Below are 26,989 nucleotides of genomic sequence, written 5' to 3'. Positions count from 1 at the left end.
GGCGTGGCCAATCCTCGCCGACACTCCAGCTGGCCCGGAGCCTGCTGCTTTTGCCCACAACGGAATTGATCGTAAATCATCCTTTGTTGTCGGATGCGTGAAGGCATGCGCGCGCAACAAAAACCCCGGAGACCGAAATCCCCAGGGCCTTTGCTCGGTCCGCCGTCACCGAATAATCAGAGCTTGCCGTTACGCTGCTGGATCATCATGAAAGTATCGAACGTGTATTCCGCAAGCTGCATCCACAGATAACCTTCGCGCTTGAAGGCGACCTGATCTTCGTAGATCTTCTTGAAGTCCGGATTGGAGGCCGAAATATTGGCATAGACCTCCAGCGCAGCCTTGTAGCAAGCCTCGAGGATTTCCTGGCTGAACGGCCTGAGCACCGCACCTTCAGAGACGAGCTGCTTGATGGCGATCGGGTTTTTCGCGTCGTATTTCGCCATCATGCTGGTGTTGGCGAAGGCGCAGGCGTCCTGCAGCGCCGTCTGGTAGTTTTTCGGCAGGCTGTTCCACTTCTCCAGATTGACGAAGGAATGGATGACCGGGCCACCTTCCCAGAAGGCGGGATAATAGTAATATTTCGCCACCTTCTGGAAGCCGAGCTTGTGGTCGTCATAGGGACCGACCCATTCCGCCGCGTCGATGGTGCCTTTTTCCAGCGCCGGATAGATATCGCCGCCGGCGATCTGCTGCGGCACCACGCCGAGCTTTTCCACCACCTTGCCGGCGAGACCGGCAATGCGCATCTTCACGCCCTTGAAATCGTCGACGGTATTGATTTCCTTGCGGAACCAGCCGCCCATCTGCGCGCCGGTATTGCCCGAAATCATGCCGTAGAGATTGTGCTTGGCGTAAAACTCGTTGAGCAGCTTGTTGCCGTTGCCCTCATAGAACCATGAATTCGTGAGGCGGGCATTGAGGCCGAAAGGTATTGCCGTGCCGATGGCGAAGGTCGGGTCCTTGCCGACGTAATAATAGGAGCAGGTGTGGCACATTTCCACCGTGCCGGATGATACGGCATCGGCCGCCTGCAGGCCGGGCACGATTTCACCGGCGGCAAAGGGCTGGATGGTGAAATTGCCGTCGGTTGCGGCGGCGACATGCTTGGCAATATCTTCCGCGCCGCCATAGATCGTGTCGAGCGATTTCGGAAACGACGACGTCAGGCGCCAATTGATCTTGGTATTTTGCTGTGCAATGGCGGGCGCGGCCAGCGCTGCTGTAGCAGCTCCCGCAAGCGCACCTTTTTTCATAAAGGAACGGCGATCCATCTATATCCTCCCAGATATGAACGCTGCCCGCAGCTTTGAATTCCCCTCGTTGCTGTTCAGGCATCGCAGCAAAGTAAGCACGGTTACGGCCCGGCTGACAAGCACCCGCAGCAAGAATTAATCGCGGAAAAACCGGCCTTTCCAGGAATTTTCGGAAACTCTGCTTCGTATTTTATTTCCAACTGAAATATCCCGGCATCGCCTTATACTTTAGGCGCATAAAGGATCCTCATAACGCAAAACGCGTGCTTGACTTGGTCAGCCGGCAGTCGCACAAATTTCGAAGATTCGTCCCGGAGCCACCATGCCAAAACCCATTATCGCCGTTCCCGCCGACATCCGGCATTTCACCGGAGCCGACTGGCACGCCGCGCAGAACCAGTATGTTTCCGCCGCGCTGAAGGTGGCTGGTGTCATGTCCTTCATTGTCCCGGCCTTCGAGGACGGAAACGAGGTCGACGCTATTCTCGACCGGGTGGACGGCCTGCTCGTGTCCGGCTCCGCCACCAATGTGCATCCTTCCCTTTACGGAAAAGAGGCGCAGGAAAGCGACGGCCCGTTCGATCAGGCCCGCGACGCCACCAGCCTGCCGCTCATTCGCCGCGCTATCGAGCGCGGCATCCCGATGCTGGCCATTTGCCGCGGCATTCAGGAGCTGAACGTCGCGCTGGGCGGTACGCTTGCGTCCGAAATTCAGGAGCAGCCTGGCATATGGGACCACCGAAAGCCGGAACATGACGACCGCGACGTGGCCTTCGCCATCCGCCAGCCGGTGCATGTGCGCGAAGGCTCCTGCATCGCGCAGCATCTCGGCATGTCGGGCGAAATCCAGATCAATTCGCTGCACCGGCAGGCAATCGCCGAGACCGCTCCACGCCTGCAGGTGGAGGCGACGGCGGCGGACGGCACAATCGAGGCCGTTTCAGTCATCGACGCCAAAGGATTTGCTGTCGGCGTGCAATGGCATCCGGAATATTGGGCTGAGACGGACGCGCCCTCCCGGGCACTGTTCGAGGCCTTCGGCAAGGCCGTCCACGACTATCGGAACAGCAAGGCATGAACCTTAGCTAATCCCCCCGGCTCATAAGAACACAAAAAAGGGGCAAGCCTGAAGGCCTGCCCCAAGTCTGGGAGGAGGATTTAGCGCTTTGCGCGTTTCTTCTGTCGGTAGACGTCGGCAACGACCGCGGCCACGATGATCAGGCCCTTGACGATTTCCTGATAATAGGCGTCCACCCGGAGGAAGGTGAAGCCCGACGTCATGACACCGAGGATGATGGTGCCGATCACCGTTCCGGTGATGCGGCCGGCACCGCCGGCGAGCGATGTGCCGCCGATAACGGCTGCGGCGATGGCGTCGAGTTCATACATCACGCCCATGCCGGCCTGCGCCGTCTGTGCGCGGGCGGCGGTGACGACACCGGCGAGACCGGCGAGCAGACCAGCAATGGCATAGACCTTGATCAGATGCGCCTCGATATTGATACCGGACACGCGTGCCGCCTGCTGGTTGGCGCCGATGGCATAGGTGAACTTGCCGTAGCGGGTGTAACGCAGCGCCACGTGGAAGATGACGGCGACGACGAGGAACACCACGACCGGCCAGATGCCCGTGCCGATGAAGTTGAAACCGTCCGTCAGACCGGAGATCGGCTGCCCCTTCGTATACCACTTGGAAAGACCGCGCGCCGTCACCATCATGCCAAGCGTTGCGATGAAGGGCGGAATTTTGGTGCGGGCGATGAGTTGCCCGTTTATGAAGCCCGCAAGGGCGCCAGCCAATATGCCGACGGCGAGCGGTATGAAGAAGGGCAGATCGGTCAATCCCGGATAAAGCGCCCGCGGCCATGTGGACGATTGCGCCACGCTGGCGGACAGCATCGCCGTCAGGCCGACGACGGAACCGGAAGAGAGATCGATACCCCCGGTGATAATGACCTGCGTGACACCGACCGCGATGATGCCGATCACCGAGACCTGCAGGATCATGATCGTCAGGCGCTGCTGGTTCATCAGGAAGCTCTGGCCGATGAAAATCCAGCCGAGGATTTCATAAACCAGCGCGATGCCGATCAGCACGAAAAAGATATTGGCCTCCGGCGGGATGCGCCGGTGCGGCTTGCGTCCGGATTTTGCGTCCAACTCTGTGTTGGCGGCGGCGTTCGTATTCATAGTCATTCCTCCTCGAGAAATCCCGGCGCGCCTCACCGCGATGCGAGATCCATCACTTTAACCTGCGTGGCTTCACTTCTATCAAGGAAGCCCGTCACCCGACCTTCATGCATGACCATGACACGGTCGCTCATACCCAGAACCTCCGGCATTTCGGAGGAAATCATGATGACGGCGACGCCCTGGCGCGCCATCTCGCAAACCAGCTTGTGAATTTCCGCCTTGGCCCCGACATCGATGCCGCGTGTCGGCTCATCCAGAATGAGAATGCGCGGCTTGGTCAGCATCCAGCGGCCGATCAGCACCTTTTGCTGGTTCCCGCCCGAGAGATTCTCGATGCGCTCGTAAAGATGCGGCGTCTTGACCCGGAGCTTGCGGCACATCTCCTCGCAGGCATCCGACAGCGCATTTTCCTGCACGAAGCCATTGGCGACATATTTGTCCTGCAGGACAGCGATCTGCATGTTCTCCAGAATATTCAGGATCAGCAGGCACCCCGTGTCCTTGCGATCCTCCGTCAGGAACGCCATACGGTGACTGATGGCCTTCGTCGGGCTGTCGATCGAAACCGGCTTGCCGTCGATTGCAATCGTGCCCGAGGATGCGGGCGTTACACCGAACACCGTTTCCGCCACATTGGAGCGGCCCGATCCGACAAGGCCGGCAACGCCGAGAATTTCACCGGCGCGCACCTCGAAGGAAACGTCGTGGAAAATGCCGTCGAGAGTGAGATTCTTGACCGAAAGCACTACGTCGCCGATCGGAACCTCTTCCTTCGGGAACATCTGGGTGATTTCACGGCCCACCATCATGCGGATGATGTCGTCACGCGTTACATCGGTCGAGGCGTGGGTGCCGATATATTTGCCGTCGCGGAAAACCGAAAATTCATCGGCGATCTCGAACAGTTCGTTCATCTTGTGGGTGATGTAGACGATACCGATACCGCGTTCCCGGAGATCGCGGATGATGCGAAAGAGATGCTCGACCTCGCGCTCCGTCAGTGCGGATGTCGGCTCGTCCATGATGAGAACGTCGGAATCATAGGAAACCGCCTTGGCGATCTCGACCATCTGGCGACTTGCCACCGAAAGCTCGCCGACGCGGGTTTCCGGATCAAGATCGATGCCGAGCCTTTCCAGCAGCGTTTCGGTGCGGCGATACATTTCGCCATGGTCGATGAGACCCAGCCGGTTCTTCGGCTCGCGGCGTATCCAGATGTTTTCCGCCACCGTCATATAAGCCATCAGGTTCAGTTCCTGGTGGATCATGGCAATGCCGTTTTCCAGCGCATCGAGCGGGGAATCGAGACGTATGTCGGCCCCTTTCAGGCGAATTTCGCCACTGTCCGGCTGGTAGATGCCGGCCAGGATTTTCATCAGCGTCGATTTTCCGGCGCCATTCTCGCCCATCAGCGCATGCACGGTGCCGCGCTTCAGCTTAAACTGCACATCATCAAGCGCCACGACGCCGGGAAATTCCTTGCGTATGCCTTCCGCCGCGAGAAGATACTCCGCATTCGGCACGGCTCCGCTGGCGCGCACGGCGGCCATTGTCGATGGACTGACGACCATCTCATCCTCCACAATAGACAAAAATGACCGGAAACAGGCTTTGCCAGATGGCGCACCCTTGCCTCCGGGGAGGCTTGCAGCGCCATGTCGATCACGACATGAAAGGCGCTGCAACACTTTGAATTCACTGAAATTCAATCGTAATCCGCTCGCGTACCGAAGCTTGTCTTCGGCGCCGTCGGAAACCGGCATCTGCCTCCAATGTCAATCTGAACGGGCGCAGATGCCGGAAGGCGGCCGTTAGTTCTTGGCCACGTAGTCCTTGACGTTTTCAGGCGTGACGAGCTGGAAAGGAATGTAGACCTTCTTCTCCACCTTGTCGCCCTTGACGAGCTTCAGCGCGGCATCGAGAGCGCCCTTGCCCTGCCCTGCCGCATCCTGGAACACCGTCACATCCAGATCGCCCGCCTGCATCGCGGCAAGGGCGTCCTGCGTGGCGTCAACGCCGGCGACGACATAGCTTTTCATGTCCTTGCCTGCGGCCTTCAGGGCCTGGATCGCGCCAATCGCCATTTCATCATTGTTGGCGATGACGGCATTAAATTCGATACCGCTGGAAAGCCAGTTGGTGACGAGGTCGGAACCCTGCGTGCGCTGCCAGTTCGCGGTCTGCTCTTCAACAACCGAAATGCCCTTGCATTCGTCGGTCTTCAGAACGTCCTTGGCAGACTGCGTGCGCATGCGTGCCGCCTGGTTGGAAAGCTCACCCATCATGATGACCGCATTGCCCTTGCCACCGAGAAGGCGGCAAACTTCTTTCGCTTCAAGCGTGCCGGCCACCGTCTCGTCGGAGGCGACGAATGCCTGGCCATCCGGCAGGCTATCGACGTTCACCGGCTGGCGGTTGACATAAACCAGCGGAATCTTGGCGTCGGCGGCGAGCTTGGACATCGCCGCCGTCGCATCCGTATCAACCGGGTTGACGATGATCGCGTCGACCTTGGACGCGATGAAATTCTGAATCTGGCTCTGCTGCTTGGCAACGTCGTTCTGCGCGTCCTCGACCTGCAGGGTCACGCCCTTCAGCTCCTTGGAATAATCCTGCATGCCGTTGCGCAGCACGGTCAGGAAGTTGTCGTCGAACAGCGCCATCGAGACACCTACGGTCTCCGCATGCGCCGCCGTGCCCAGAAGCACAGACATGGCTGCGCCGATGATAAATTTCTTCATTGTTTTCTCCTCCTCGGTGTCCGGCGCCACCTCTCCCAGCCGGAGGCGAACCCGAGAGCCCGCCGCTACCTCCTCACAACCAGAAAACGGAATAATGAAACCGATTTTCTGTCTGTTCGATATATTTATTCCATTTTTGGTCCAAACGTCAATGCTTTCTTCACGGCAAGGCGGCGAAGCGGCACACAAGGCGGTGATCAAGGGGGATTTCAGGAGGAAGGAGTTCCGTGGCGGATTGCCGGGAACTGCGCCGAAGCTTCTTCAACGTTACCCCCACTCGTCAGGCGAGGATCGATAAGCCGTTGAAATCATGGATGCGCGGGCCGAAACCGAGGATCACGAAGAATATGGCGGAAAGTCCGTTTTCAATGCCGGACCCGTAGACCCCGCCATTGGCAAAGCCACCGGCGGGTCTCATCTTTTCGCTTAACGCGCCCATGTGAGGCACCATTCCACCGGCGAAAATACGCGAGAAGGGAACAGGTTCAGCAGAATGGGCGTGTTGGTGCACCACGTTCTATCGATGCGAACCAGGCATTACATCGGCGGGAATCGGGCAGACATATTTGCTGCCCTCGGTCTTTTCCTGCCATTCCCTTTTAGCATTGGCGAGCAGTTCCGGCGAGGTCATCAGCGCAAAGCCGGTCGATGCGAGTGTTTTGGCGGCATGGGCCATGGCCTTGTGGGCGGCAGGGCTTTTGCCCTGCGCCACCACCTGCCATGTATGTGGATTGGTGCCGATCGCCCAGGCGGGCGTCCAGCACTGCGCGGTTGGCGTCACCCAGCTGACATCACCGACATCGGTGGAACCCGCCCGGAAATGCGACTGGCCCTCGAAATCGCGCAGGCCGAGATGCAGGGGTGTCGACCCGTCAATCTTCCGGTTGGAAAAGACATCGCCCTTGATCTGGTAGAGCCGGATGCTGCTTTTGATCGCCTCGTCGGTGAAAGTGTCCTGAATGCGTTTGGCAAACGCGATATCCGCCTCGTCGAAGGCGATGGGGCCTAGCGCCACCATGTTTTCATGCATCGCCGTTTCCAGCGTGATGTTGGGCAAGAGATTGGTGGAGGCGGTATCGAAGACGATTTCCACCTCTGTTTCGGTCATCATCGCCGCGCCGCGCGCGACCTTGTCCACCCGCGCGGCAAGATCGAGCGCCTGGCGCATTTCCGGGGCTCGGATCAGATAGAGCACTTCCGCCCTGGCCTGCACCACATTCGCCGCCTTGCCGCCGGTATCGGTGATTGCGTAATGCACCCGACAATCCTGCGGCATGTGTTCGCGCAGGAAATTGACGCCGACATTCATCAGTTCGACGGCATCGAGCGCCGAGCGGCCCAGATGGGCAGCGTTGGAGGCATGAGCCGCAACACCCTTGAAACGGTAAAAATATTCCAGCACGGCCAGATTGTTGGTCGAGCGTACTCCGTTGAACGGTGCCGGGTGCCAAGTCAGCGCAGCATCGACATCGTCGAACAGGCCGGCGCGCACCATGAACGTCTTGCCGGAACCGCCCTCCTCGCCGGGGCAGCCGTAATAACGGACGGTGCCGGGCAAATTATTGGCTTTCAGATGCCGGGCGAGCGCAATAGCGGCCATCAATGAGCCGACGCCAAGCAGGTTGTGGCCGCAGCCATGGCCGGTGGCGCCGGGTTCGCGCGGCTGCGCCTCAGCCACATCAGCCACCTGGCTCATGCCGGCCAGCGCATCGAATTCACCGAGAAAAGCGATGACCGGCTTGCCGCTGCCAAATTCGCCGATGAAGGCCGTTTCCATACCTGCCACGCCGCGGCGAACCGCAAAGCCGTTTTCCTCGAGCGCGCCCGCCAGAACGCCGGCAGATTGCTGTTCCTCGAATTTGAGTTCGGCAAAATCCCAGATGCTGTCGCTCAAGGTGGTGAAATCGGGCTTCATCGCCTCGACTTCGGCGGCAATCGACATCACGGCGTCACGGTTCATGGCTTGTCCTCGCATTTTTGCCCTTTACGGGCACGCGCAAGCGCTTCGGCGGATGCACCGCCAAATTCCTGCGCTTCATATTGGAAAGCCCGCGCCGGGGTCCGCCTCCGGCGCGGGCATAGTGAATCAGTTGTCGACCGAGACTTCCCAGAGGCGGGCGTTCGACTGCCAGACCGGCTGGCCCTTCAGCTTCTTCGTCGCGCCCCAGACATCGACCATGTCGTAAAGGAAGATGCCCGGCATTTCCTTCAGCATCAGTTCGTGGAACTCGTCGAAAATCATCTGGCGCTTCGTCTGGTCGGCTTCGACATAAGCCGCCTTCATCAGTTCTATCGCCTTCGGATCGTCCCACATCAGGGAGGCGTTTTTGTCCTTGTTGCCGACATAAAAGGCATACATCAGCGCCGGGTCGAGGCGCGGAGCGACCGACTGAGAGATCACCTGATAATTGCCGGAACGGCGGCGATCCACCTGGGTGGCATAGTCCAGCACCTCGATCTGCACGTTGAGACCCGCCTGCTGCATCATGGCCTGCGCCATGACGGCGGCCGGGAAGCTCGGCACGTTGCCACGCTTGTTGGCGATGATGGAGATCGGCTCGCCCTTGTAACCGGCGGCCTCCAGCTCCTTCTTCGCGGCCTCGACATCATAGGCCGGGCGCTTCTTCTGCGCCTCGTCATAATAAACCGAGTCCTGCGAGACCATCGAGCCGTTGGCTTCACCCGTGCCGTTCGATGCGGCAGCAACCAGCTCATCAAGATCGAGCGCCATCGCCATGGCGCGGCGCACGCCGGGATTGCTCAGAACCTTGTCGCGGGTTTGAATGTAGAACAGGTTCTTGCCGTTGTTGCGGGCAACGATCAGCTGCATCTTTTCATTGGTCTTGAATTCCGGAATGAGATCGGGAGAAATCTCGGCAGTATCGAGCACACCGGATTCAAGCCCGGCCTTCACCGTCGAAGCATCGGGAATGACCATGAATTTGATGCCGTCGGCGAGCGGCCGCTTGGAGCCGACCATACCGTCCGGCTTGCCGTCGTTTGCCGGCGAAACATAATCGGCAAATTTGGCGAGGCGGATATATTCGCCTTTCTTCCACTCGTCCCACTGGAACGGCCCGGTGCCGATGGGCTTGGCGAAACTGCCATCGGCAGCAACCGATTCCGGCGAGATCATGCCGGTATAACCGCATTCCGGCCGCGACATCAGGCCAAGGAAAACGGCGGAGGGTTTTTCGAGGGTAATCTCGACCGTGGATGCATCCGTGGCCTTGACGCCGGTGACGTGCGCTGCCCCGCCTTCCGCGAAATCGTTGAGGCAGGTCCACTTCGTTTCCGGCTTCAGGTAGCGCGTCCAGTTCCAGACGACGTCCTCTGCGGTAAGCGGCTTACCATTGTGGAATTTCACGTCCTTGCGCAGCTTGAACGTATAGGTCAGGCCATCGGGCGAAACGTCGACGCTCTCGGCCAGAAGCGGCTTCACCTCACCGGCGTTGTTGTAGCCGACAAGACCTTCGACGATGTGCAGGATAACCCCATCCGTATTGCCGTCGCGGTTCACGCCGGGATTGTTGCTGCGAAGATCCGAGCTTTGGGCGATGGTGATGTCGCGGGCCGCCGCGATATTGGCCGTTACCAGCAGGGCAACGCCTGCGAGAAGAAGTTTTTTCACTGTTCTACCCTCTTTGTTGTCATTGATTGTCATTGGTGAAAGCCGTCCCAGCAGGCCTGTGCCAGCCGGCCGATCGTTTCGAGCGCGATGGTGTATCCCGGCGTACCGTCAGGCATCACCTGCGGCACCTCGTCGGTATAAGTGGTGATGATGAAGGACGGCGCGCCGTTTCTGTAGACGATGCCGGCATCCATGCGCCCGCGCTTGCCGCGACCGCTCTTGCTGGCCACCACAGCCTCAAAGGGCAGGCGGGAGCGGATACCATACCGCAAAATCTGGTTCTTCAGCGTCTGCATGGCCCATTCGCACAATTGCGGGCTGCAACCGAGCTTTGCCTGCGCCACCTGCGAGGACTGCGCATCGAGAATAGTCTGCAGCAGCAGCACCTGATCCGCCGCCGAGGTGGTGGTGACGGTTTTCAGCGGATGGTCGGCCGCCAGCGCCAGCGGCGGAATGAGGAAACGGTGATGGGTGTTGGCCATGCCAAGCGATTTGCAATAGCCGTCCACCTCTTCCAGCGTCAGCCTCTCCAGCACCATCTTGGTGCAGACGTTGTCGCTCAGCACCATCATGCCAGCGACGGCATCGCGTAGCGAAATGACGATGCCTGGCGTCATATAACGGAACATGCCGCTCGCAACCTCTTCCGCCAGCCGCTTTTCATAGGTAACGGGCTGGTCGAGATCGATCCGCCCTTCGCTGGCGGCTTTCAGCACAGCCATCATGATCGACGTCTTGCGGGTGCTGCCCGACGGCGTCTCCTCGTTTTCTCCCCGGCCGATCTCTTCACCGGTCAGGAGATTGCGCACCATGAAGCGCGTCACGAAAGGCTGTGCATCGCAGATCGCATTCAGTTGGGCAGCCACGGTCATAGTCATCTTCCTGTTAAACTTCATCTTCCAGACGCCATTTCAGTGTCACGCCGCCCTTTTCATTCTGGTCGAGGGCGGGAATGGCCGAGAGCAGCCGGCGCGTATAGGCCTCTCTCGGACTGTCGAAAATCGTGTCGCGGTCACCCTCTTCGATGATGCGGCCGTCCTGCATGACGACGACACGGTCTGCCACCTGTTCCACCACGCCGAGATCGTGGCTGATGAACAGGCAGGAAAAGCCGTAACGTTTCTGCAGATCGGAAAAGAGATTGAGCACCTGCGCCCGCACTGTCACGTCGAGCGCCGAGACCGGCTCGTCGGCAATCAGGAACCGCGGACGGCGGGCAATTGCGCGGGCAATCGCCACGCGCTGGCGCTGGCCGCCGGAAAGCTCGTGCGGATAGCGGGCGGCAAAATCAGCGCCGAGTCCCACCTCCTCCAGGGTTTCCAGCGCCCGCTTGCGCTTGGCGGCCTGATCGAGACCGGGAACGAGGCGTAGAGCCTCTTCCACCAGCGCCTGAATGGTCATGCGCGGATCGAGCGAGGAATAGGGATCCTGAAACACCATCTGGCAATTCAGGCGGTAATCCTTCCAGTCCTCGTTGCGCTCGCGGCCCTGAAAGCGGATATGCCCTTCGCTCTCCTGCACCAGCCCGGCGATGGTGCGGCCAAGCGTCGTCTTGCCGGAACCGGAACCGCCGACGAGCGCCACGACCTCGCCCTCATGAATGTCGATGCTGACGCCTTGCAGCGCCCGCTTCGGTTTGGCCTTCTTCAGCAGAGATTTGCGGCCGGCATAATCCACAACGATATCGCGGGCCGAAACCATTGGCGCCTTGGAGGTGTCGATATTGCGTGGCTCGCCGCGGAATGGCAGGGAGGAAAGCAGTTTTTTCGTATAGGGGTGCTGCGGCGCATCCAGCAGGTCCTCGGTGCGGCCCTGTTCGACGATAGCGCCTTTTTCCATCACCACGATACGGCTGGTATAACGTGCCACCATCGGCAGATCGTGGCTGATGAGGAGAACGGCGGTGCCTTCCGCCCGCGTCAGCTCCACCATCAGTTCCATGACATCGCGCTGGATGACCGCGTCCAGCGCCGTCGTCGGCTCATCGGCGATCAGCAAAGCGGGTTTCAGCAGCATGACCGAGGCCAGCATGATGCGCTGGCGCATACCGCCGGAGAACTCGTGCGGATAGGCCGTCAGCGCACCTTCCGGATCGCGGATGCCCACACGCCGCAGCATGTCGAGAATTTTCTCGCGGCGCTCTTCCGGCGACAATTTGGTATGAAGGATCAAGCCCTCTTCCAGTTGCCGGCCTATTGTCATCGATGGGTTGAGGGAGGTCATCGGCTCCTGAAACACGACGCCGATCTCCGCGCCGCGCAGACGCCGAAGCTCCTTCACCGGCAGGGACATGACATCCTGCCCCTTGTAGATGATCGACCCGCCGGTGACGGCGATGGCCGGTGGCAGAAGCGAGATGAGCGCGCGGGTGGCGAGCGTCTTGCCCGACCCGCTTTCGCCGACGATGCCGAAGATTTCGCCCGCCGCAATATCGAAGGAAACATCCTTGACCACCCGGTGGCCGGTTCTGGCGACTTCGAGGGAAAGGCCGCGAACGGTGAGAAGTGCATTATCCGTCATTTGAGACCTCTCATGCGCGGGTCAAGCCTGTCGCGCAGGGCATCGCCCAGAAGATTGATGCCAAGCAGCGTCAGCGCGATGCAGAGACCGGGGAAAAGCCCAAGCCACACGGCCTGCTGGATGAAGGGACGGCCGGCGGCCAGCATGTTGCCCCAGGTGGGGGCCGGCGGCGGCACGCCGAGGCCGAGGAAGGAGAGCGCGCTTTCCGACAGGATGGCCCAGCCGAACATGGAGGTGGCAAGAACCGTGATCGGCGCGATGCAATTGGGCAGGATGTGGCGGAACATGGTGTAGATCTCACCATTGCCCATTACCAGCGACGCCTCGATGAATTCCCGCTCGCGCAGGGAAAGCACGGCACCGCGCACCACGCGGGCCATGGATGGCGTATAGGCGATGCCGAGCGCGAAGATGATGCCATACTGGTTGGCGCCGAAAACCGCGAGCAGGCCGAGCGCCAGCAGAATGCCCGGAAAGGCAAGAAGCGCATTGTTGATGGCCATGATGACGCCATCCACCCAGCCGCGCGCATAACCGCTGACGAGGCCGATCAGCGTGCCGCAGACCGTCGCGAAGCTGACCGTCAGGAAGCCGATCCAGACGCTGGCGCGGGCACCCACCATCAGGCGGCTCAAAACATCGCGCCCGAATTCATCGGTGCCGAGAAGATGGCTGGCGCTTGGGCCGGCCAGACGCGAGGCAAAGCCGAGCTTCATCGGGTCATAGGGCGTCCAGAACAGACCGGTTGCGGCGGTGATGAGCAGGAGGGCGATGAGAAAGCCGCCGATAAGCCCGTTAAGTGTGAACTTTTTCATTCGGCAACCACACGCGGATCGAAGAGGGGATAAAGAAGGTCGACGAACAGGTTGACCAGCACATAGGACAGCGAGACGAACAGCAGGCATCCCTGAATGACGGGGTAATCGCGGGCGAAAATACTGTCGACCATCAGCCGTCCGAGCCCCGGAATGGTGAACACTGTCTCGATGACGGCGATGCCGCCGAGAAGATTGCCGAGGATAAGGCCGATCATCGTCCATGTCGGGCCGAAGGCGTTCTTGAAGGCGTGCCGCCAGAGAACGGCGCTTTCCGAAAGACCCTTGGCGCGGGCATGGGTGATGTAATCCAGCCGCAGCACTTCCAGCGTGGAGGCACGCGCCATGCGGATCAGAACGCCCATTTCATGGATCACCAGCGTCATGACGGGCAGGACGAGATAGAGTATGCCACCGACGAAATTGTCGCTGATCGACACATATCCCAGCACCGGCAACCAGCCGAGCTTGAGGCCGAAAAACAGAAGAAGCAGAAGACCCAGCCAGAATGTCGGAATGGACAGAAGCAGGGTCGCCGTTCCCACCAGCGCAAGATCGGTGAGGCTGTTCTGTTTCCAGGCGGCGATAACACCCGCCGGAACCGCGATCAGGCTGGCGAGCAGCACCGCGACCACCACGATCTCGGCACTGACGAGAAAACGCGAGACGACCAGCGGCAGCACCGCCTCATCATTAACGATGGAGCGGCCGAAATCGCCCTGCACCACATTGCCGGCCCAGATGAGGAACTGTTGCGGCATGGATTTGTCGAGGCCGAGTTCGGTCCTCATCGCTTCGATCTGCTCCGGTTGCGCCATGTCGCCCAGCATCAGGGCAGCCGGATCGCCGGGAATGAAGCGGATGAGCGCAAAGACCGTGATCGACACGAATGCGATCGTCGGCAGCGCCATCAAAAGACGGCTCAGTATGAATCTTATCATCGGTTCCCCACGATTGATGGCAGGGAATGGTATCCCGCCTCTATCGGTTTCGTTGTTGGTGACTATGACGGATTGATAAATAAGGCGCAATATTATGCATAAACGTCATATATCTATGCAGAATGACGGCGTGTTTCATCCTGATGAGGACAATGAGATTTTCCGCTCAAAATCCCGTTTTCAGTCGATTTTTTGCGAAAGCTGGATTTCCCGCTTCAAGGCATCGCTCAGCGCCTGCGCAGCGATGGACAGCGGTGCGCCGGAAGCACGGGCTAGGCCGAATTCCTGTGTGGCCTGCGGAACGAATGGCCGGGCGACAACGGGAAGATGCCGGTAGAGGTTCGCATAAAAACTGCTGATGATCGTGACCCCCAGCCCATGCGCGACATAAGCGCAGGCGGAACTGTTGGTGTGGGTCTCGATCTTCACCATCGGCTTGACGCCGGCCTTCTTGAAAACCTGATCGAGCGCCATGCGGTTCGGCCGCTGGCGGCCGATCAGGATGAGCGGAACATTGCGCAGGTCCTTGACGGTGATTTCCTCAAGCTTGGCCAAGGGATGATCCTCCCGAACCACACAGACGCTCTTGCCTGTCGCAACACGTTCGACATCGATGCCCGGCCCGATCTCGCCTTCCATCCGCAGGAAACCGAGATCGATCACCCGCTCGCCGACGAGCTTGTTGATGGCGGTCGTCGTTTCGAAAAATGTCTCGATGCGAACGCCGGGAAAATCCCTGACATAATCGATCAGCATGGCAGGCGCGAAATTTTCCCACATGCTGCTCGGCAAGCCGATGCGGACGATTTCCGGACCGGCCGCGCCATTGCGCAAATCCTCAGCGTGGCCGGACATGCGATCGACCGCAAGCAGCACGTTTTCCGCATCCCGCGCAAGAAGCACCGCCTCCGGCGTCGGGATCAATCGCCCCTTGTCACGGGCAAACAGCGTCAGCGACAGGTCGGCCTCAAGTTGGGCCAGAAGTCGGCTGATACCGGACTGGCTGAGACCCATGGCCTTGGCGGTGGCGATGGTGGAGCCGGTGGAAAGAAGCGTGCGCAGAACTTCGAGCTGCTTGATGTTCATGAGGCCAGCACCATGGGTGAAGAAACGAGCCGGTTTCGGTTCAGACGTTTTGCCGCCGATAGACCTTGATGTCACCGGTTTTTTTGCGTCGCCACTTGCCCGGCACGGTCGCCGGTTACAATTCCACCTCATAGACCGCGTCATGGGTGGCCACACGCACCTCTCCCGATGGCGTCACCCAGCCGCGAAACATGCCTGATGTATTATAGGGCGCGGATATGCCGCCTTCGGCATCGATTGCGACGAGGCCCGCGCCGATATCGTAGGGCGCCAGATCCTTGTGGACGAGATCGCCGGCGGCGGTCTCCAGATCCTGCCCGAGATAGGCAACGCGGGACGCGATCTCGTGGCCGACGACATAACGGATGAAAAACTCGCCCTTGCCGGTGCCGGAAACGGCGCAGGCCCCATCCCGCGCATAGGTGCCGGCCCCGATCACCGGACTATCACCCACCCGGCCATCCGGCTTGTTGGTGTAACCGCCGGTCGAAGTGGCCGCCGCGAGATGGCCCGCCGCATCGAGCGCCACCGCGCCGACAGTTCCGTGCTTTTCGTTTTCCGTTGCTTCCGTACCGGCGGAGGCATGGCGCTTCATCGCCCACAGCGCTTCAAGGCGCTTTTGGGTGGTGAAATAGGATTGCGGCTCGGTGGCGAGCCCCTTTTCCTTCGCGAAACGGTCGGCCGCCTCTCCCGTCAGATAGACGGCACGCTCATCCGCCATCAGCGCACGGGCCGCCTTTACCGGGTTGCGGATGGCGCGGGAGGCGCTGATCGCACCTGCCGCCAGCGTTTCACCATCCATGATCGAGGCATCGAGTTCGTGAATGCCGTTTTCGTTCAACGCGGCACCATGGCCGGCATTGAAATGCGGGCTGTCCTCCATGACAACGACCGCCGCCTCAACCGCTTCAAGCGCGGTTCCGCCAGCCTTCAGCACGCCATAACCGGCGCGCAGGGCCGCTGCCAGATCGTCGCGCGCAGCAGCCCACTCCCCGGCCGTCATGCTGTCTTCCGGCATCACGCCGCAACCACCGTGAATGGCCAGTGCGATCTTCGTCATGTGCTCACTCCCTCGTCGCCCCACCAGCGGCAGGGCCTCTTATCATCAATGAAAGGCGATATCGCCGATGACCCGCACGCGGACCCTGCGAGCGCCGCCCGGCAGATAGGCAATCGGGATATCCTCGACCTCAAGCGTCTTGAGGCTCGTCCGCTCCGCACCGGATGCGACCGCAGCGTTCTGCGCCTCGGTCTCGGCTTTCGCAAGGGCTTCGTCCCGGCTCAGGCCGGAAAACACCTGATCGACCTCGCCGGAAACCTGCGCCATCGCCGCGCCCAGCGCATTGGCAACGCCGGCATTTTCCACACGCAACACTTCCGACGCACCCGGAACCGTCTCGGGGATCAGGAACGCCCCGCCGCCTACAGCAACCAACGGTACGTCTTCGGCTGATGTCTTCATCTGGTCGAAGCTGTCGGCCACCATGTCACGGATGCGTTGAAGCGTGGCCTGCACGAAAGCCGGATCGAGGTCTTTTACACGGTCGCGATCACCCATTTCGATCAAGCCTGCGGCAACGGCGATATCCGATGTCGTCAGCGTCTCACCGCCGAAAACGCGGGCTTCCGTCAGAATGCGATAACCAACCGAGCGCGGACCGATCTTGCCCGTCTCAGGGTCAACGATGGTGCCGCCGCCGAGCGCAATCGGCAGGAGGTCGGGCATACGGAAGAGCGTGCGCACCCCACCGATATGAACGATATTGTTCGCCTCGCGCGGAAAACCGCCGACAAGGCAGCCGATATCGGAGGTGGTGCCGCCGACATCCACCACCATGGCATCGGAAAGACCGGTGAGGAAGGCCGCACCGCGCATCGAGTTCGTCGGGCCGGAAGCGAAGCTGTGCACGGGGTTGGCGGCGGCCACATCCGCAAGCGCAACGGTGCCGTCATTCTGGGTCAGATAAAACGGCGCCTTCACGCCCGCTTCGCGCAGCGCATCCGAAAATGCCTGAACCGTGGTCTTGCCGAGCGTTTGCAGCGCTGCGTTCAGGAGAGCGACATTTTCCCGCTCCAGAAGCCCGATGCGGCCAAGCGTATGGGAAAGCGTGATGCGTGCATCAGGGATCACCGAACGGACGATTTCCGCCGCCCGCACCTCGCACTCCGTCGTCAGCGGCGAGAAAGTTGCAGAAATGGCAATGGAGGTGATGCCCGCATCGCGAATTTTCATCGCCGCTTCGCGGATTTCATCGAGAACCATGGGCACCAGCGGACTACCGTCATATTCATGGCCGCCATGCACCATGAAGATCAGCGGATCGACGGCATCGCGCAGATCCTTCGGCCAGTCGCACATGGGCGGCAGCGAAGAACCTGTTGGCAGCGCGATGCGGATGGCCGCAACCCGCTCCAGCCGGGCGCGCTCCACCACCGCATTGGTGAAATGCGTCGTGCCGATCATCACCGCATCAATCGGCCGGTCCGCCGCGCCGACATGGCCCGCCACATGGGCAAGCGCCGCCTTTACGCCGGATAGGACATCCTGCGTGGTCGGAACCTTGATGGAAGCCACGATGGTGTCGCCATCGATCAAAACGGCATCCGTATTGGTGCCGCCAACGTCAATACCGATGCGTTTCATGGGAATACCGATCTGAAGTCAATGTCATAACCGAAGGCGCGCGGGCCGACGGCGGCGATGCCGGCAGGCGTCGTCAAAAGTTCCGGCGCGGGCAGGGCGACAACCGTCACGCGCTGACCGTAACGCACCGATTCCGTACCGATGGCGCCACCGGAAACCGTATCGAGAAGGCAGAGCAGGTCCGGCGTCATGGCGACTGGCTGGCCATCACGGAAGGCAACGGCCCACTCATTCTGGAAGGCGAGCTCCATGCGCGAACCGCGGTCGGCATCGATACCTTCAATGGTCGTGCTGCCGCGCAGAAAACCGCCAGTGGTCTCGCGCGCCACATCCACCACCTTGCCGCGGAACAGCTGCTTGCCGCCCTCGTGGTCGAGAACCGCCTGAACCGGATCGTCATGGCGCGCACGGGCTGCCATCACCGCGCGCCCGAGTTCGGTCGCCTTGGTGACGGTGTAATGAATACCCCATTCCTTCACTTCCTTGCCGGCGCGGGGGGCCTTGCATGTGGCGGCGGTGGAGCCTACTTCGGTGCAGACCTTGCGCGATATGCGCTCCATCCATTTCCAGGAAGCCGCGCGGGTCACGATCACCTCATTGTCGCGTACATCGACCAGCGACAGCGGAAACATCGGCAGGTTGCCGATGGCGAAAGATGTCATCTGCGCTTCGGGATAGGCGCGTCCCATGGCGTCCGCATTCACGACCGGCCGGTCGAGAACGGCGGCGGCGAGGAAGGAAGAAAGCGCATTCGAGCCGCCGATCTCAACGCTCATGATCGCCCGGAACGGCTTGCCGAGATAATCCTCCATCACCTCGACGGCACGGGCGAGATGCACGGGATCACTCAGTCGTTCCTGACCGACAAGCGGCGCACCCATCTTGGAGACGACGGCAACCATATCGTCATCGGCAAGCGCCATGGGATCCATGACCTTCACCCGCCGCCCTTCGGCATAGAGACGGCGCAGATTGAGCGTCGAGATATAGGGATTGCCTCCACCGCCGGTTCCCAGAATCCAGGCGCCGGTGGCCAGAGGTTCGATATCGTCTTCGGAAAATTCCTGGATCATGCGTCATCCTCGGGCATGCCGCAGCCTTTCCGGCCGCAGGCAATGCTCCTTCCCTTTGAAGTTCCAAGTCTGGCCAACCCCGCCTTTGTGGCGGGGCCGGTTTTCATGAGGCGAAGATCACTCCGCCTTGCAGTCCCAATGGAAGTTGGAGAAGTTCAGGTCCCAGCTCTGCATGGGAATGAACTCGTAACCCTGAAGGCACTTGTTCGCCGCGTAACGGCGGTTCGGCGCAACCGCCCAGACGTCAGGCTGAAGATCGGCGATCTTCGTCTGCAGTTCCTTGTAGGTGGCGTTCTGCTCGTTGACATCCGTGGTGGCGCGGACCTTGTCGATCAACCCGTCGATCTCCGCATTCTGCAACCATTCCATCGACATCCAGGTACCGGAGGCCTTGGAGTGATACTGGTTGTAGAACATCGAATCCGGCGACGGATAGGTCGGCGAGATGTTCACCTGCGTCGATGCCGGCGTCGTTTCCGGCTTGGAAGAAAGCTCGACGATCCGGTTCCATGGCTCCGGCTTGATATCGAGCGTGATGCCGATCTGTTCGAGGCTGGATTGCAGAAGCAGCGCCACTTCCGCCTCAAAGGCCAGCGAAGCGACATAGCTGTTGACCAGCGTGATCTTCTGGCCGGCATATTTCGACTTCGCCAGCTCTTCCTTGGCCTTTTCCAGATCGTAGACGCCCGGCTGGATATCGCCGTTATGCGCGTCCTTGAACGCGTCTGAGAGCGGTCCCTTCATATCGAAGCCCGGATAGATCACTTCCTGGATCGTCTTGTAGTCGGTCGCATAGGCGATGGCGCGGCGCACGTGGACGTCGTCCGTCGGATAGACCTTGGTGTTGAGCTTGATGACGAAACCGCCGGCGGTGCGGGTCTGGATCAGCTTGTAACCCTTCATCCGGCCAATGGACTCATAGGTGTCGTTGCCAAGCCCGTGCGAGGAAAGGCCGAGTTCGCCCTTTTCCGCCAGCGCCTTGACGGTGGCGTCGTCGCTGGTCTGCACGAAGCGTACTTCGTCAATCGGCTTGCCCTTGGTCCAGCCGAGGAAATAATCGGCATTGCGGGCGATGACCATATCGGCCGAACGATTGTAGCTGACCAGCTTGTAGGGGCCGGAACCGGCGGAGTGTTCCCCGACATAAGCCTCACCCCATTTGTCTTCGGGCTTGGCATTGGCTTCGATCAGCGTTTTGTTCATCACCATCATCAGCGGCGTCGCCGCCATGAACGGCGAGAACTGGCGCTCGATCTTCATGACCAGCGTGGCATCGTCAGGCGCGGTGACGTTTTCGGGCTTCAGAACGCCGACGATGAGGTTCGACGGGCCCTTGTTGATGCCGAGCAGGCGCTGGATCGACCAGGCAAGATCGGCAGCCTTCACCGCCGTGCCATCCTGAAACTTCGCATCGTCTCGCAGGTGGAAGGTATAGGTCAGGCCGTCCGGCGAAATATCCCAGGATTTCGCCAGATGCGGCACGATTTCGCCCTTGGCGTTCACCGTGGTCAGGCCGTCATACATGTTCACGATGGCCATGTAGCCGGTGTAATCGGTCACCTTCGCCGGGTCGAGCGAGCTGAATATCTGCATGGTGTTGACCGCAACTGACACCTTGTCTTCCGCAATGGCTGCGGAAGAAACAAACGGCAGCACGAGCGCCGTGCCGAGCGCCAGCGCGGCGAGACGGGAAGAAAGTACAGGCATTTTCATTATCGTTCTCCTCTTTATTGCGGGGCGTTGGCCCCGCTTATGGTTAGGCAGCCTTGCTGACCGGGAAGGGCAGCGGTGAGAAAGGAATGTCCGGATAACCGAAGGCCGCCGGCCCGACGACCTCAAGCGCGCGGGCGCTGCGCAGCAGGTCGTGACAGGGGATGGCGATGACGGCCACGCGCTGGCCGTAGCGCAGCACTTCGGTAGTGATCGGATAACCGGTGTCGACATCGAGCAGGACGATCAAATCGGGCACCGTCACTTCCACTTTGCCGTCACGGGAAAACAGCAGGAATTCGTTCTGGATGGCGACGCCTGCCGTCTGACCGGCGCAATCATCAAAGCCGGAAAGCGTGAGATCGCCAACCGCGAAACCGCCGCGAAGATGGCGCTTCAGATCGGTGATCTTGCCGTTGAAGATGCGCCGCCCGCCTTCGAGCGCGCAGACTGCGGCAATAGGGTCTTCCTGCTGTTTGCGGGCGCGGATCACTGCCTCGCCGATCGCGATCGCTTTGGTGTAAGTCTTCGGAATGCCATACTGGTGCACGTAATGCGCCTGCATCGGCGCGGTCGCCAACATCGCACCGCCGCCCTGCGAGACGACGCAGGCCCGCGCCATGCGCTCGTGCCAGACCTCGGAAACGGCATGGCTGAAGATGACGGCATTGCCATGCAGATCGCACATCACCGACGGCGTGGAACTATGGCCGTAGATGGAGAAGGTGGTCATCTGCATTTCCGGGAATGCCCGGCCCATGCCGTCGCAATCAAGGATCGGCAGGCCGCCCAGCGCCGCCGTCACCAGCGGGTTCATGGAATTGGAACCGCCGATTTCCTCGCAGACGATCGCGTCGATGGGGGTGCGGATCAGCTCTTCCATCGCGCGCAGGCAGCGCAGGCCTTCGCGACCTTCGCGAATGCGCTCGACGCCGACGACAGGCGCGCCGATTCCGCCGATGGACATGCAGAGCGCGTCCGGCTCGATGGCATCGGTTGAGAGGATCTTCATCTCGTAACCGGCCTTCATGGCTTCCAGCGCCAGCAGCTTGCCGAGATAGGGGTTGCCGCCGCCGCCCGTGCCGAGAATGCCTGCGCCGATTTCCAGCGCGTCGAGATCTTCACGGGTCAGCGTCCGCAATGCCGCGTCGTCATATTTCAGCTTGCGTGTCTCAGCCATGATTGGCTCCCATTTCTCCAACAACTTTCACGTGAATGCGGGTGGCGTTGCCGGGCAGGTAAGCCAGCGGCATATCCTCGCGCTCGATCACTTCGAGCGTCGAGGCAATCGCGCCAGCGGCAACCGCCTTTTCGCGGGCTTCCGCTTCTGCCTCAGCCAGTGCGCTTTCGCGCGTGCGTCCATCGACGAGTGAGAAGACCCGGTCGGTCTCGCCGCTGATCTGCGCAATGGCCGCGCCAACGGCATTGGCCACCGCGAAATTCTCGGGCCGAATGACATCAAGATCACCGATGCGATCCGGCATCAGGATGGAACCGCCGCCAACGGCGATAACCGGCACCGGCGACGAAGAGATACGGCTGCGCTCCACGCAGGCCTCCAGCATGTCGTTGATCTTGTCGACCGCCGCATCCACGAGCTTTTTATCAAGGCTGGAGACCAGCTTTTTCTCGCCAACATCGGCCTTGCCGGAGGCAACCGCGATATCGGTCGCCGTCAGGGTCGAGCCACCGAAGCAGAGCGCCTCGCGGCGGACGCGGTAACCGACGGATTTCGGTCCGACAGTCAGGCCATGGTCGCCATTGACCACGAGGGAACCGCCGCCGAGACCGATGGAGAAAACGTCAGGCATGCGGAAATTGGTGCGCACGCCGCCAATATCCACCGTGGTCGAGGCCTGACGCGGGAAACCGTGGGACAGCGAGCCGACGTCCGACGTGGTGCCGCCCACATCCACGACGACGGCATCCTTGAGACCGGTGAGAAAGGCCGCACCACGCATGGAGTTCGTCGGACCGGAAGCAAAGGTGAGCACGGGGAAACCGCGCACTACATCAGCCGCCATCAGCGTGCCGTCGTTCTGGGTGATATAAAACGGGCAGGTGATGCCCGCAGCCTTCAGCGCAGCGCCGAAAGCGGCGACCGTGCGGTCGGCAAGCGACAGCAGGCTGGCATTCATGATTGCCGCACTTTCCCGTGCAAGCAGGCCATGGCGGCCGATATCCTTGGACATCACCACCGGCAGACCGGGGCAACGTTCTTGCAGGATTTCTTTCGCCCGAAGTTCCATCGCATCGTTGATGCCGCTGAAAACGCAGGTAACGGCAGCGGCCTTCAGGCCCTTGGCGCGGATATCGGCGGCGATGCGGACGAGTTCGTCCTCATCGAGAGGCGAAATTTCGCGGCCGTCGAATTCGTAACCGCCGCGCACCTGATATCCGTGGTTGCCGACGATTTCCCGAAGGTCATCCGGCCAGTCGACCATGGGCGGCAGGCCAGCGCCGGAGGGCAGGCCGAGCCGGATGGCGGCCACCTCGTCCATATGCCGGCGCTCGATCACCGCATTGGTGAAATGTGTGGTGCCGATCATCACAGCACCGATGCGCGACCTGTCTATGCCCGATGCCTCGATGACCTTTTCAAGGGCTTCGATGACGCCTGACGTCACATCCTCTGTCGTGGAGGCCTTCACCCCCGCCAGAACGGTTTTATCCTGCAACACAACGGCATCGGTATTCGTGCCGCCGACGTCAATTCCAACGCGATACACGTCAGGCTCCTCTTTCATCAATCGGTCGTTTTTACGAGGAAGCGCATGCGCTCTTCCTCGGTCACCGTGGGTTTGAGACGTTCTTCCTCGTCGGTGACGACGGGGATGGCCGCGATCAGGGCGCGGGTATAGGGATGGGCCGGTTCGGCGAAGACCGCCGACGTCACACCCTCTTCGACAATCTCGCCGCGCAGCATGATGGCGATGCGCGAGCAGAAATTGCGCATTAGCGACAGGTCGTGCGAGATCATCAGATAGGTGAGGCCAAGCTCCTCGCGCAGCTGCAGCAGAAGGTCGATAACCGTCTTCTGCACGGAGACATCAAGTGCGGCCGTCGGCTCATCGAGGATGAGGATTTTCGGCTCGGCCGCGAGCGCCCGGGCAATCGCCACGCGCTGCTTCTGACCACCGGAAAGCTCGTGCGGATATTTGCCGAGATAGGATTGCGGCAGCCGCACCAGCCCCATCAGTTCCTGCATGCGGCTTTCACGCGCAGGCCCGTCCATGCCTATGGATTTCAGCGGCAGGGCAAGCGTCTGTTTCACCGTGCGCTTCGGATTGAGCGAGGTGCCCGGATTTTGATAGACAATCTGCGTCAGCCGCTTGCCGCGCTCAGGTGCCGGGGCGTCAATGACAAGATTGCCGGAGGTCGGGCGCGAAAGGCCCATGATCATGCGCGCAACCGAGGTCTTACCGGAACCGGATTCACCCGCCAAGCCGAAAACCTCGCCCTGCTTCAGCGTCAGGTTCACATCCCGCACGGCATGATAGCCATTGCGCCGGCCATAAATCTTGTTCAGCCCTTCGATGGTAATGATCGGCTGCCGCGTGCTCTGCATCAGATCGGTGACGCGCGGGCCATAAAGTGGAGGCACGGCATCCAGAAGCGACCGCGTATAATCCTTGGTGGGGCTATGGAGGATTTGCGTGCAGGGTCCGGTCTCAACGATATCGCCATGGTGCATGACCACGACTCGATCCGCCACCTTGCGCACGACGCCGAGATTGTGGGTGATCATCAAGAGCGCCATGTTTTCTTCGGCGACCAGCTGGTTGATAAGGTTGAGGATTTCATCCTGCGTCGTCACGTCAAGCGCCGTGCCGGGCTCATCGGCGATCAGGAGCTTCGGCTGGTGCAGCAGCGCAAGTCCGATCAGCACGCGCTGGCGCATGCCGCCCGAAAGTTCGGAGGGATAGGCGTTCATCACCCGTTCGGTATCCGCAAGCTGTACCCGACGCAGCACGGCCGCGATACGGTTGCGGCGCTCGGCCTTGGACGAGTTGATGCCGTCGCGTTTGTCGGCAAAACGCATGACATCATCGAGATGCGTGCCGATCTTGAAGACCGGATTGAAGGACGATAGCGGGTCCTGCATGATCAGCGAAAACGCCGTGCCCTTCAGCGCCTCACGCTCCCTGCGCGGTAAGGAAAGCACATCCCGGCCATCGATGACGATCGCACCGGAGGTGATCGCGGCATTCTTCGGCAAAGTGCCAATGATCGCCTTGGCGGTGACGGATTTTCCCGATCCGGTCTCGCCGATCAGGGCCACGCGCTCGCCGGCGGCAACCGTGAAAGCGACATCGCGCAGCACCTGCCGGGTGCGGCCGTAATTGGTGAAGGTGACGTTGAGGTTTTCGACCTTGAGAAGCGGTTCAGTCATGGCCTTAGCTTTCCACGTCGAACATGTCGCGCAGGCCGTCGCCCAGCAGGTTGAAACCCAGCGTCACGTAAAGCACGGCCGCACCGGGGCAGAGCACTTCCCACCAGAAATCCGGCATGAACTGGCGCCCGTCGGCGACCATCGATCCAAGGTCAGGCGTCGGCGGTTTGACGCCGAAACCGAGGAAGCTCAGCGTCGCCCCGAACAGGATGACGAAGGCGGCATCGAGCGTCGTCTTGACCGAAATGACCGAAACGCAGTTGGGCAGTATTTCGCGGAAGAGGATGTGTAACGGGCCCGCACCGGCAAGACGCGCCGCCTCAATATAGTCTTCCGAGGCGATGGACTTCGACACCGAATAGATCAGCCGCGCGTGCCAGGTCCACCACAGCAGCGTGATCGCGATCATGGCGTTCATCAGTGTCGGTTCCAGCAGGTTGGAGACCGCGAGCGCCATGACGAGTGGCGGCATGGCCAGCATCACATTCGTCAGGCCGCTGATAAGTTTTTCAGTCCAGCCGCCGAAATAACCGGCGATAAGGCCAAGTACGGTTCCGACCGGCACCGAAATTCCGAGCACGCCGATGACGAGAAGCAGCGAGACGCGGAGCCCGAAGATGGTGCGGGAAAAGATATCGCGTCCTGCTTTGTCGGTGCCGAACCAGTGTTCGAGATCCGGCGGCATGTGGCGGGCGCGGAAATCGACAACCGCGCCGATATGTTTCGGATAGGGCGTAAGCCAGGGTGCGAAGACCGCCAGCACCAGCACCGATAGCAGGATCAGCGAGCCGATGACCGCCGCCGGATTGCGGCTGAAGCGATACCACATCATGTAACCGGCGCTTAAGCCCCGATCGGTGGGTTCGAGCATTTTCATATCAGCCATCAGCGAGCCTCCTTGCGGCGCAGGCGCGGGTCGATGATCGAGATCAGAACATCCACGATCAGGTTCGCAACGATGAAGAACAGGCCGGCCACCAGCACCACGGCGGTCACGGCATTGAGGTCTTTCTGCAGGATGGCGTTCAGCCCGTAAGAAGCGAACCCGCCCCAGGCAAAGACCATCTCGATCACGAAGGCATTGCCGATCAGCGACGCGAATTCGAGACCCATGATCGTCAGCGGCGCTATGGAAGAGAGCTTCAGCAGGTAACGGAAGATGATGACCCGCTCCGGCACGCCGAAGCTTTGCAGGGTGAGCACATGGTCCTTGCGCTGGTTCTCGATCATCGAGGAGCGCGTGATGCGGGTGATCTGGCCGATGCCGGCCATGGAAAGTGCGAAGGCCGGCAGTGCGAGATGCTTCAGCGCATCGAGCACGACGTCGAAACGTCCGGCCAGCGTGCCGTCGATGAGGATGAAGCCCGTCGGGCCGCCCTGCCAGCCAAGCCCGTGATCGAGCCTGCCGATGATCGGCCAGCCGGAGAGAAACCGGGCGGCCAGCAATTGCAGCGTGATGGCGAAAAGAAAGCTCGGGATCGTGACCCCGGTGAGCGAGAGGATGCGACCGATATGGTCAAGCGGCCGGTCGCGGTAATGCGCCGTGATGACGCCGAGAGGGATGGCAACGGCAAACATGAAGATGACCGAGACAAGTACCAGCTCCACGGTAGCCGGAACGGTCTGCGCCAGATCGGTAGTCACCGGGCGTTGCGACACCAGCGAGAAACCAAGATCGCCGTGCAGGGCATTGCCGATGTAGTCGAGATATTGGACGGCCAGCGGCTTATCGAGGCCCATCTCACCGCGCAGCGCATCCACCTGCTCCTGCGTTGCCGCGGGGCCGAGCGCCATGCGGGCGGGATCGCCCGGCACCACGCGGGCCAGCACGAAAATCATGATGGACAGGGCGATCATGACCAGCACGAAGGTGCCGAGCCTGTTCAAAATCGCGACCAGCGGATGTTGCTGCATCGGTGGAACGTTCCTTGTGCATCGGTTGCGTGAGCACAAGTTTTCACCACATGTCCCTTTGAACAATCTGGA

General features: G+C 60.7%; 22 protein-coding genes. 1 reads left to right on the top strand and 21 read right to left on the bottom strand.

Translation table 11 applies throughout. The annotated features are described in order from the left end of the window. Positions 1-176: 176 nt before the first annotated feature. Positions 177-1,274, bottom strand: a complete 1,098-nt coding sequence (locus tag RAC79_RS09090) for a TRAP transporter substrate-binding protein (RefSeq protein ID WP_003524575.1) — start codon at positions 1,272-1,274, stop codon at positions 177-179. A gap of 304 nt (positions 1,275-1,578) precedes the next feature. Between RAC79_RS09090 and RAC79_RS09085 the strand changes: the two genes are divergently transcribed. After that, entirely contained in the window at positions 1,579-2,334 is a 756-nt protein-coding gene (locus tag RAC79_RS09085; protein ID WP_003524581.1) for a gamma-glutamyl-gamma-aminobutyrate hydrolase family protein, read from the top strand. Between the two features lie 80 nt (positions 2,335-2,414). Here the strand turns inward: RAC79_RS09085 and RAC79_RS09080 are convergent, their stop codons facing one another. From RAC79_RS09080 to RAC79_RS08985, 20 genes are all read right to left on the bottom strand, one after another. Continuing rightward, a complete protein-coding gene (locus RAC79_RS09080) occupies positions 2,415-3,446 on the bottom strand; it encodes an ABC transporter permease (protein ID WP_003524582.1) in 1,032 nt (343 codons plus the stop codon). 32 nt (positions 3,447-3,478) lie between these two features. Beyond that, positions 3,479-5,020, bottom strand: coding sequence for a sugar ABC transporter ATP-binding protein (locus RAC79_RS09075; RefSeq protein ID WP_065657236.1), 1,542 nt, complete (start codon positions 5,018-5,020; stop codon positions 3,479-3,481). Positions 5,021-5,260: 240 nt separating this feature from the next. Next, positions 5,261-6,190 (bottom strand): sugar ABC transporter substrate-binding protein, encoded by a 930-nt coding sequence (locus tag RAC79_RS09070; RefSeq protein WP_003524584.1) that lies wholly within the window; start codon positions 6,188-6,190, stop codon positions 5,261-5,263. A 280-nt stretch (positions 6,191-6,470) separates the two neighbouring features. Further along, the gene (locus RAC79_RS09065; protein ID WP_174039908.1) at positions 6,471-6,608 is read right to left on the bottom strand and encodes a hypothetical protein; all 138 of its coding nucleotides are present in this window, start codon (positions 6,606-6,608) and stop codon (positions 6,471-6,473) included. Positions 6,609-6,707: 99 nt separating this feature from the next. Next, entirely contained in the window at positions 6,708-8,150 is a 1,443-nt protein-coding gene (locus tag RAC79_RS09060) for a M20 family metallopeptidase (protein WP_374996976.1), read from the bottom strand. A gap of 126 nt (positions 8,151-8,276) precedes the next feature. Continuing rightward, the gene (locus tag RAC79_RS09055; RefSeq protein WP_174039910.1) at positions 8,277-9,821 is read right to left on the bottom strand and encodes an ABC transporter substrate-binding protein; all 1,545 of its coding nucleotides are present in this window, start codon (positions 9,819-9,821) and stop codon (positions 8,277-8,279) included. 29 nt (positions 9,822-9,850) lie between these two features. Then, positions 9,851-10,693 carry a serine hydrolase gene (locus tag RAC79_RS09050; protein WP_174039911.1) on the bottom strand — a complete coding sequence of 281 codons (843 nt, stop codon included), beginning with the start codon at positions 10,691-10,693 and terminating at the stop codon, positions 9,851-9,853. A gap of 13 nt (positions 10,694-10,706) precedes the next feature. Beyond that, the gene (locus RAC79_RS09045) at positions 10,707-12,341 is read right to left on the bottom strand and encodes an ABC transporter ATP-binding protein (protein ID WP_174039912.1); all 1,635 of its coding nucleotides are present in this window, start codon (positions 12,339-12,341) and stop codon (positions 10,707-10,709) included. Then, positions 12,338-13,156 (bottom strand): ABC transporter permease, encoded by an 819-nt coding sequence (locus tag RAC79_RS09040; protein ID WP_078052511.1) that lies wholly within the window; start codon positions 13,154-13,156, stop codon positions 12,338-12,340. The genes RAC79_RS09045 and RAC79_RS09040 overlap by 4 nt, the downstream gene beginning before the upstream one ends. After that, the gene (locus RAC79_RS09035; protein WP_149741804.1) at positions 13,153-14,097 is read right to left on the bottom strand and encodes an ABC transporter permease; all 945 of its coding nucleotides are present in this window, start codon (positions 14,095-14,097) and stop codon (positions 13,153-13,155) included. The genes RAC79_RS09040 and RAC79_RS09035 overlap by 4 nt, the downstream gene beginning before the upstream one ends. A gap of 180 nt (positions 14,098-14,277) precedes the next feature. Further along, positions 14,278-15,183, bottom strand: coding sequence for a LysR family transcriptional regulator (locus tag RAC79_RS09030; protein ID WP_078052510.1), 906 nt, complete (start codon positions 15,181-15,183; stop codon positions 14,278-14,280). A gap of 115 nt (positions 15,184-15,298) precedes the next feature. Further along, on the bottom strand, positions 15,299-16,243 hold the full coding sequence (locus RAC79_RS09025; protein WP_174039913.1) for an isoaspartyl peptidase/L-asparaginase family protein: 945 nt from the start codon (positions 16,241-16,243) through the stop codon (positions 15,299-15,301). A gap of 45 nt (positions 16,244-16,288) precedes the next feature. After that, positions 16,289-17,827 (bottom strand): hydantoinase/oxoprolinase N-terminal domain-containing protein, encoded by a 1,539-nt coding sequence (locus RAC79_RS09020; RefSeq protein WP_174039914.1) that lies wholly within the window; start codon positions 17,825-17,827, stop codon positions 16,289-16,291. After that, positions 17,824-18,900 carry a DUF917 domain-containing protein gene (locus RAC79_RS09015; RefSeq protein ID WP_174039915.1) on the bottom strand — a complete coding sequence of 359 codons (1,077 nt, stop codon included), beginning with the start codon at positions 18,898-18,900 and terminating at the stop codon, positions 17,824-17,826. Before RAC79_RS09015 ends, RAC79_RS09020 begins: the two co-directional genes overlap by 4 nt. Before the next feature lie 117 nt (positions 18,901-19,017). Further along, on the bottom strand, positions 19,018-20,613 hold the full coding sequence (locus RAC79_RS09010) for an ABC transporter substrate-binding protein (protein ID WP_174039916.1): 1,596 nt from the start codon (positions 20,611-20,613) through the stop codon (positions 19,018-19,020). A 43-nt stretch (positions 20,614-20,656) separates the two neighbouring features. Then, a complete protein-coding gene (locus tag RAC79_RS09005; protein WP_142844642.1) occupies positions 20,657-21,790 on the bottom strand; it encodes a DUF917 domain-containing protein in 1,134 nt (377 codons plus the stop codon). After that, positions 21,783-23,339, bottom strand: coding sequence for a hydantoinase/oxoprolinase N-terminal domain-containing protein (locus RAC79_RS09000; protein ID WP_174039917.1), 1,557 nt, complete (start codon positions 23,337-23,339; stop codon positions 21,783-21,785). Before RAC79_RS09000 ends, RAC79_RS09005 begins: the two co-directional genes overlap by 8 nt. A gap of 17 nt (positions 23,340-23,356) precedes the next feature. Continuing rightward, positions 23,357-25,003, bottom strand: coding sequence for an ABC transporter ATP-binding protein (gene nikE, locus RAC79_RS08995; RefSeq protein ID WP_174039918.1), 1,647 nt, complete (start codon positions 25,001-25,003; stop codon positions 23,357-23,359). 4 nt (positions 25,004-25,007) lie between these two features. Then, entirely contained in the window at positions 25,008-25,889 is an 882-nt protein-coding gene (locus RAC79_RS08990) for an ABC transporter permease (RefSeq protein WP_020813268.1), read from the bottom strand. Next, the gene (locus RAC79_RS08985) at positions 25,889-26,917 is read right to left on the bottom strand and encodes an ABC transporter permease (protein WP_059753288.1); all 1,029 of its coding nucleotides are present in this window, start codon (positions 26,915-26,917) and stop codon (positions 25,889-25,891) included. The genes RAC79_RS08990 and RAC79_RS08985 overlap by 1 nt, the downstream gene beginning before the upstream one ends. Between the last annotated feature and the right edge of the window lie 72 nt (positions 26,918-26,989).

Origin of the sequence: Agrobacterium sp. LR_9 (genome assembly GCF_041954855.1) — a bacterium.
Classification (GTDB): Bacteria; Pseudomonadota; Alphaproteobacteria; order Rhizobiales; family Rhizobiaceae; genus Agrobacterium; species Agrobacterium leguminum.
This window is presented reverse-complemented; position numbering and strand designations above follow the sequence as displayed.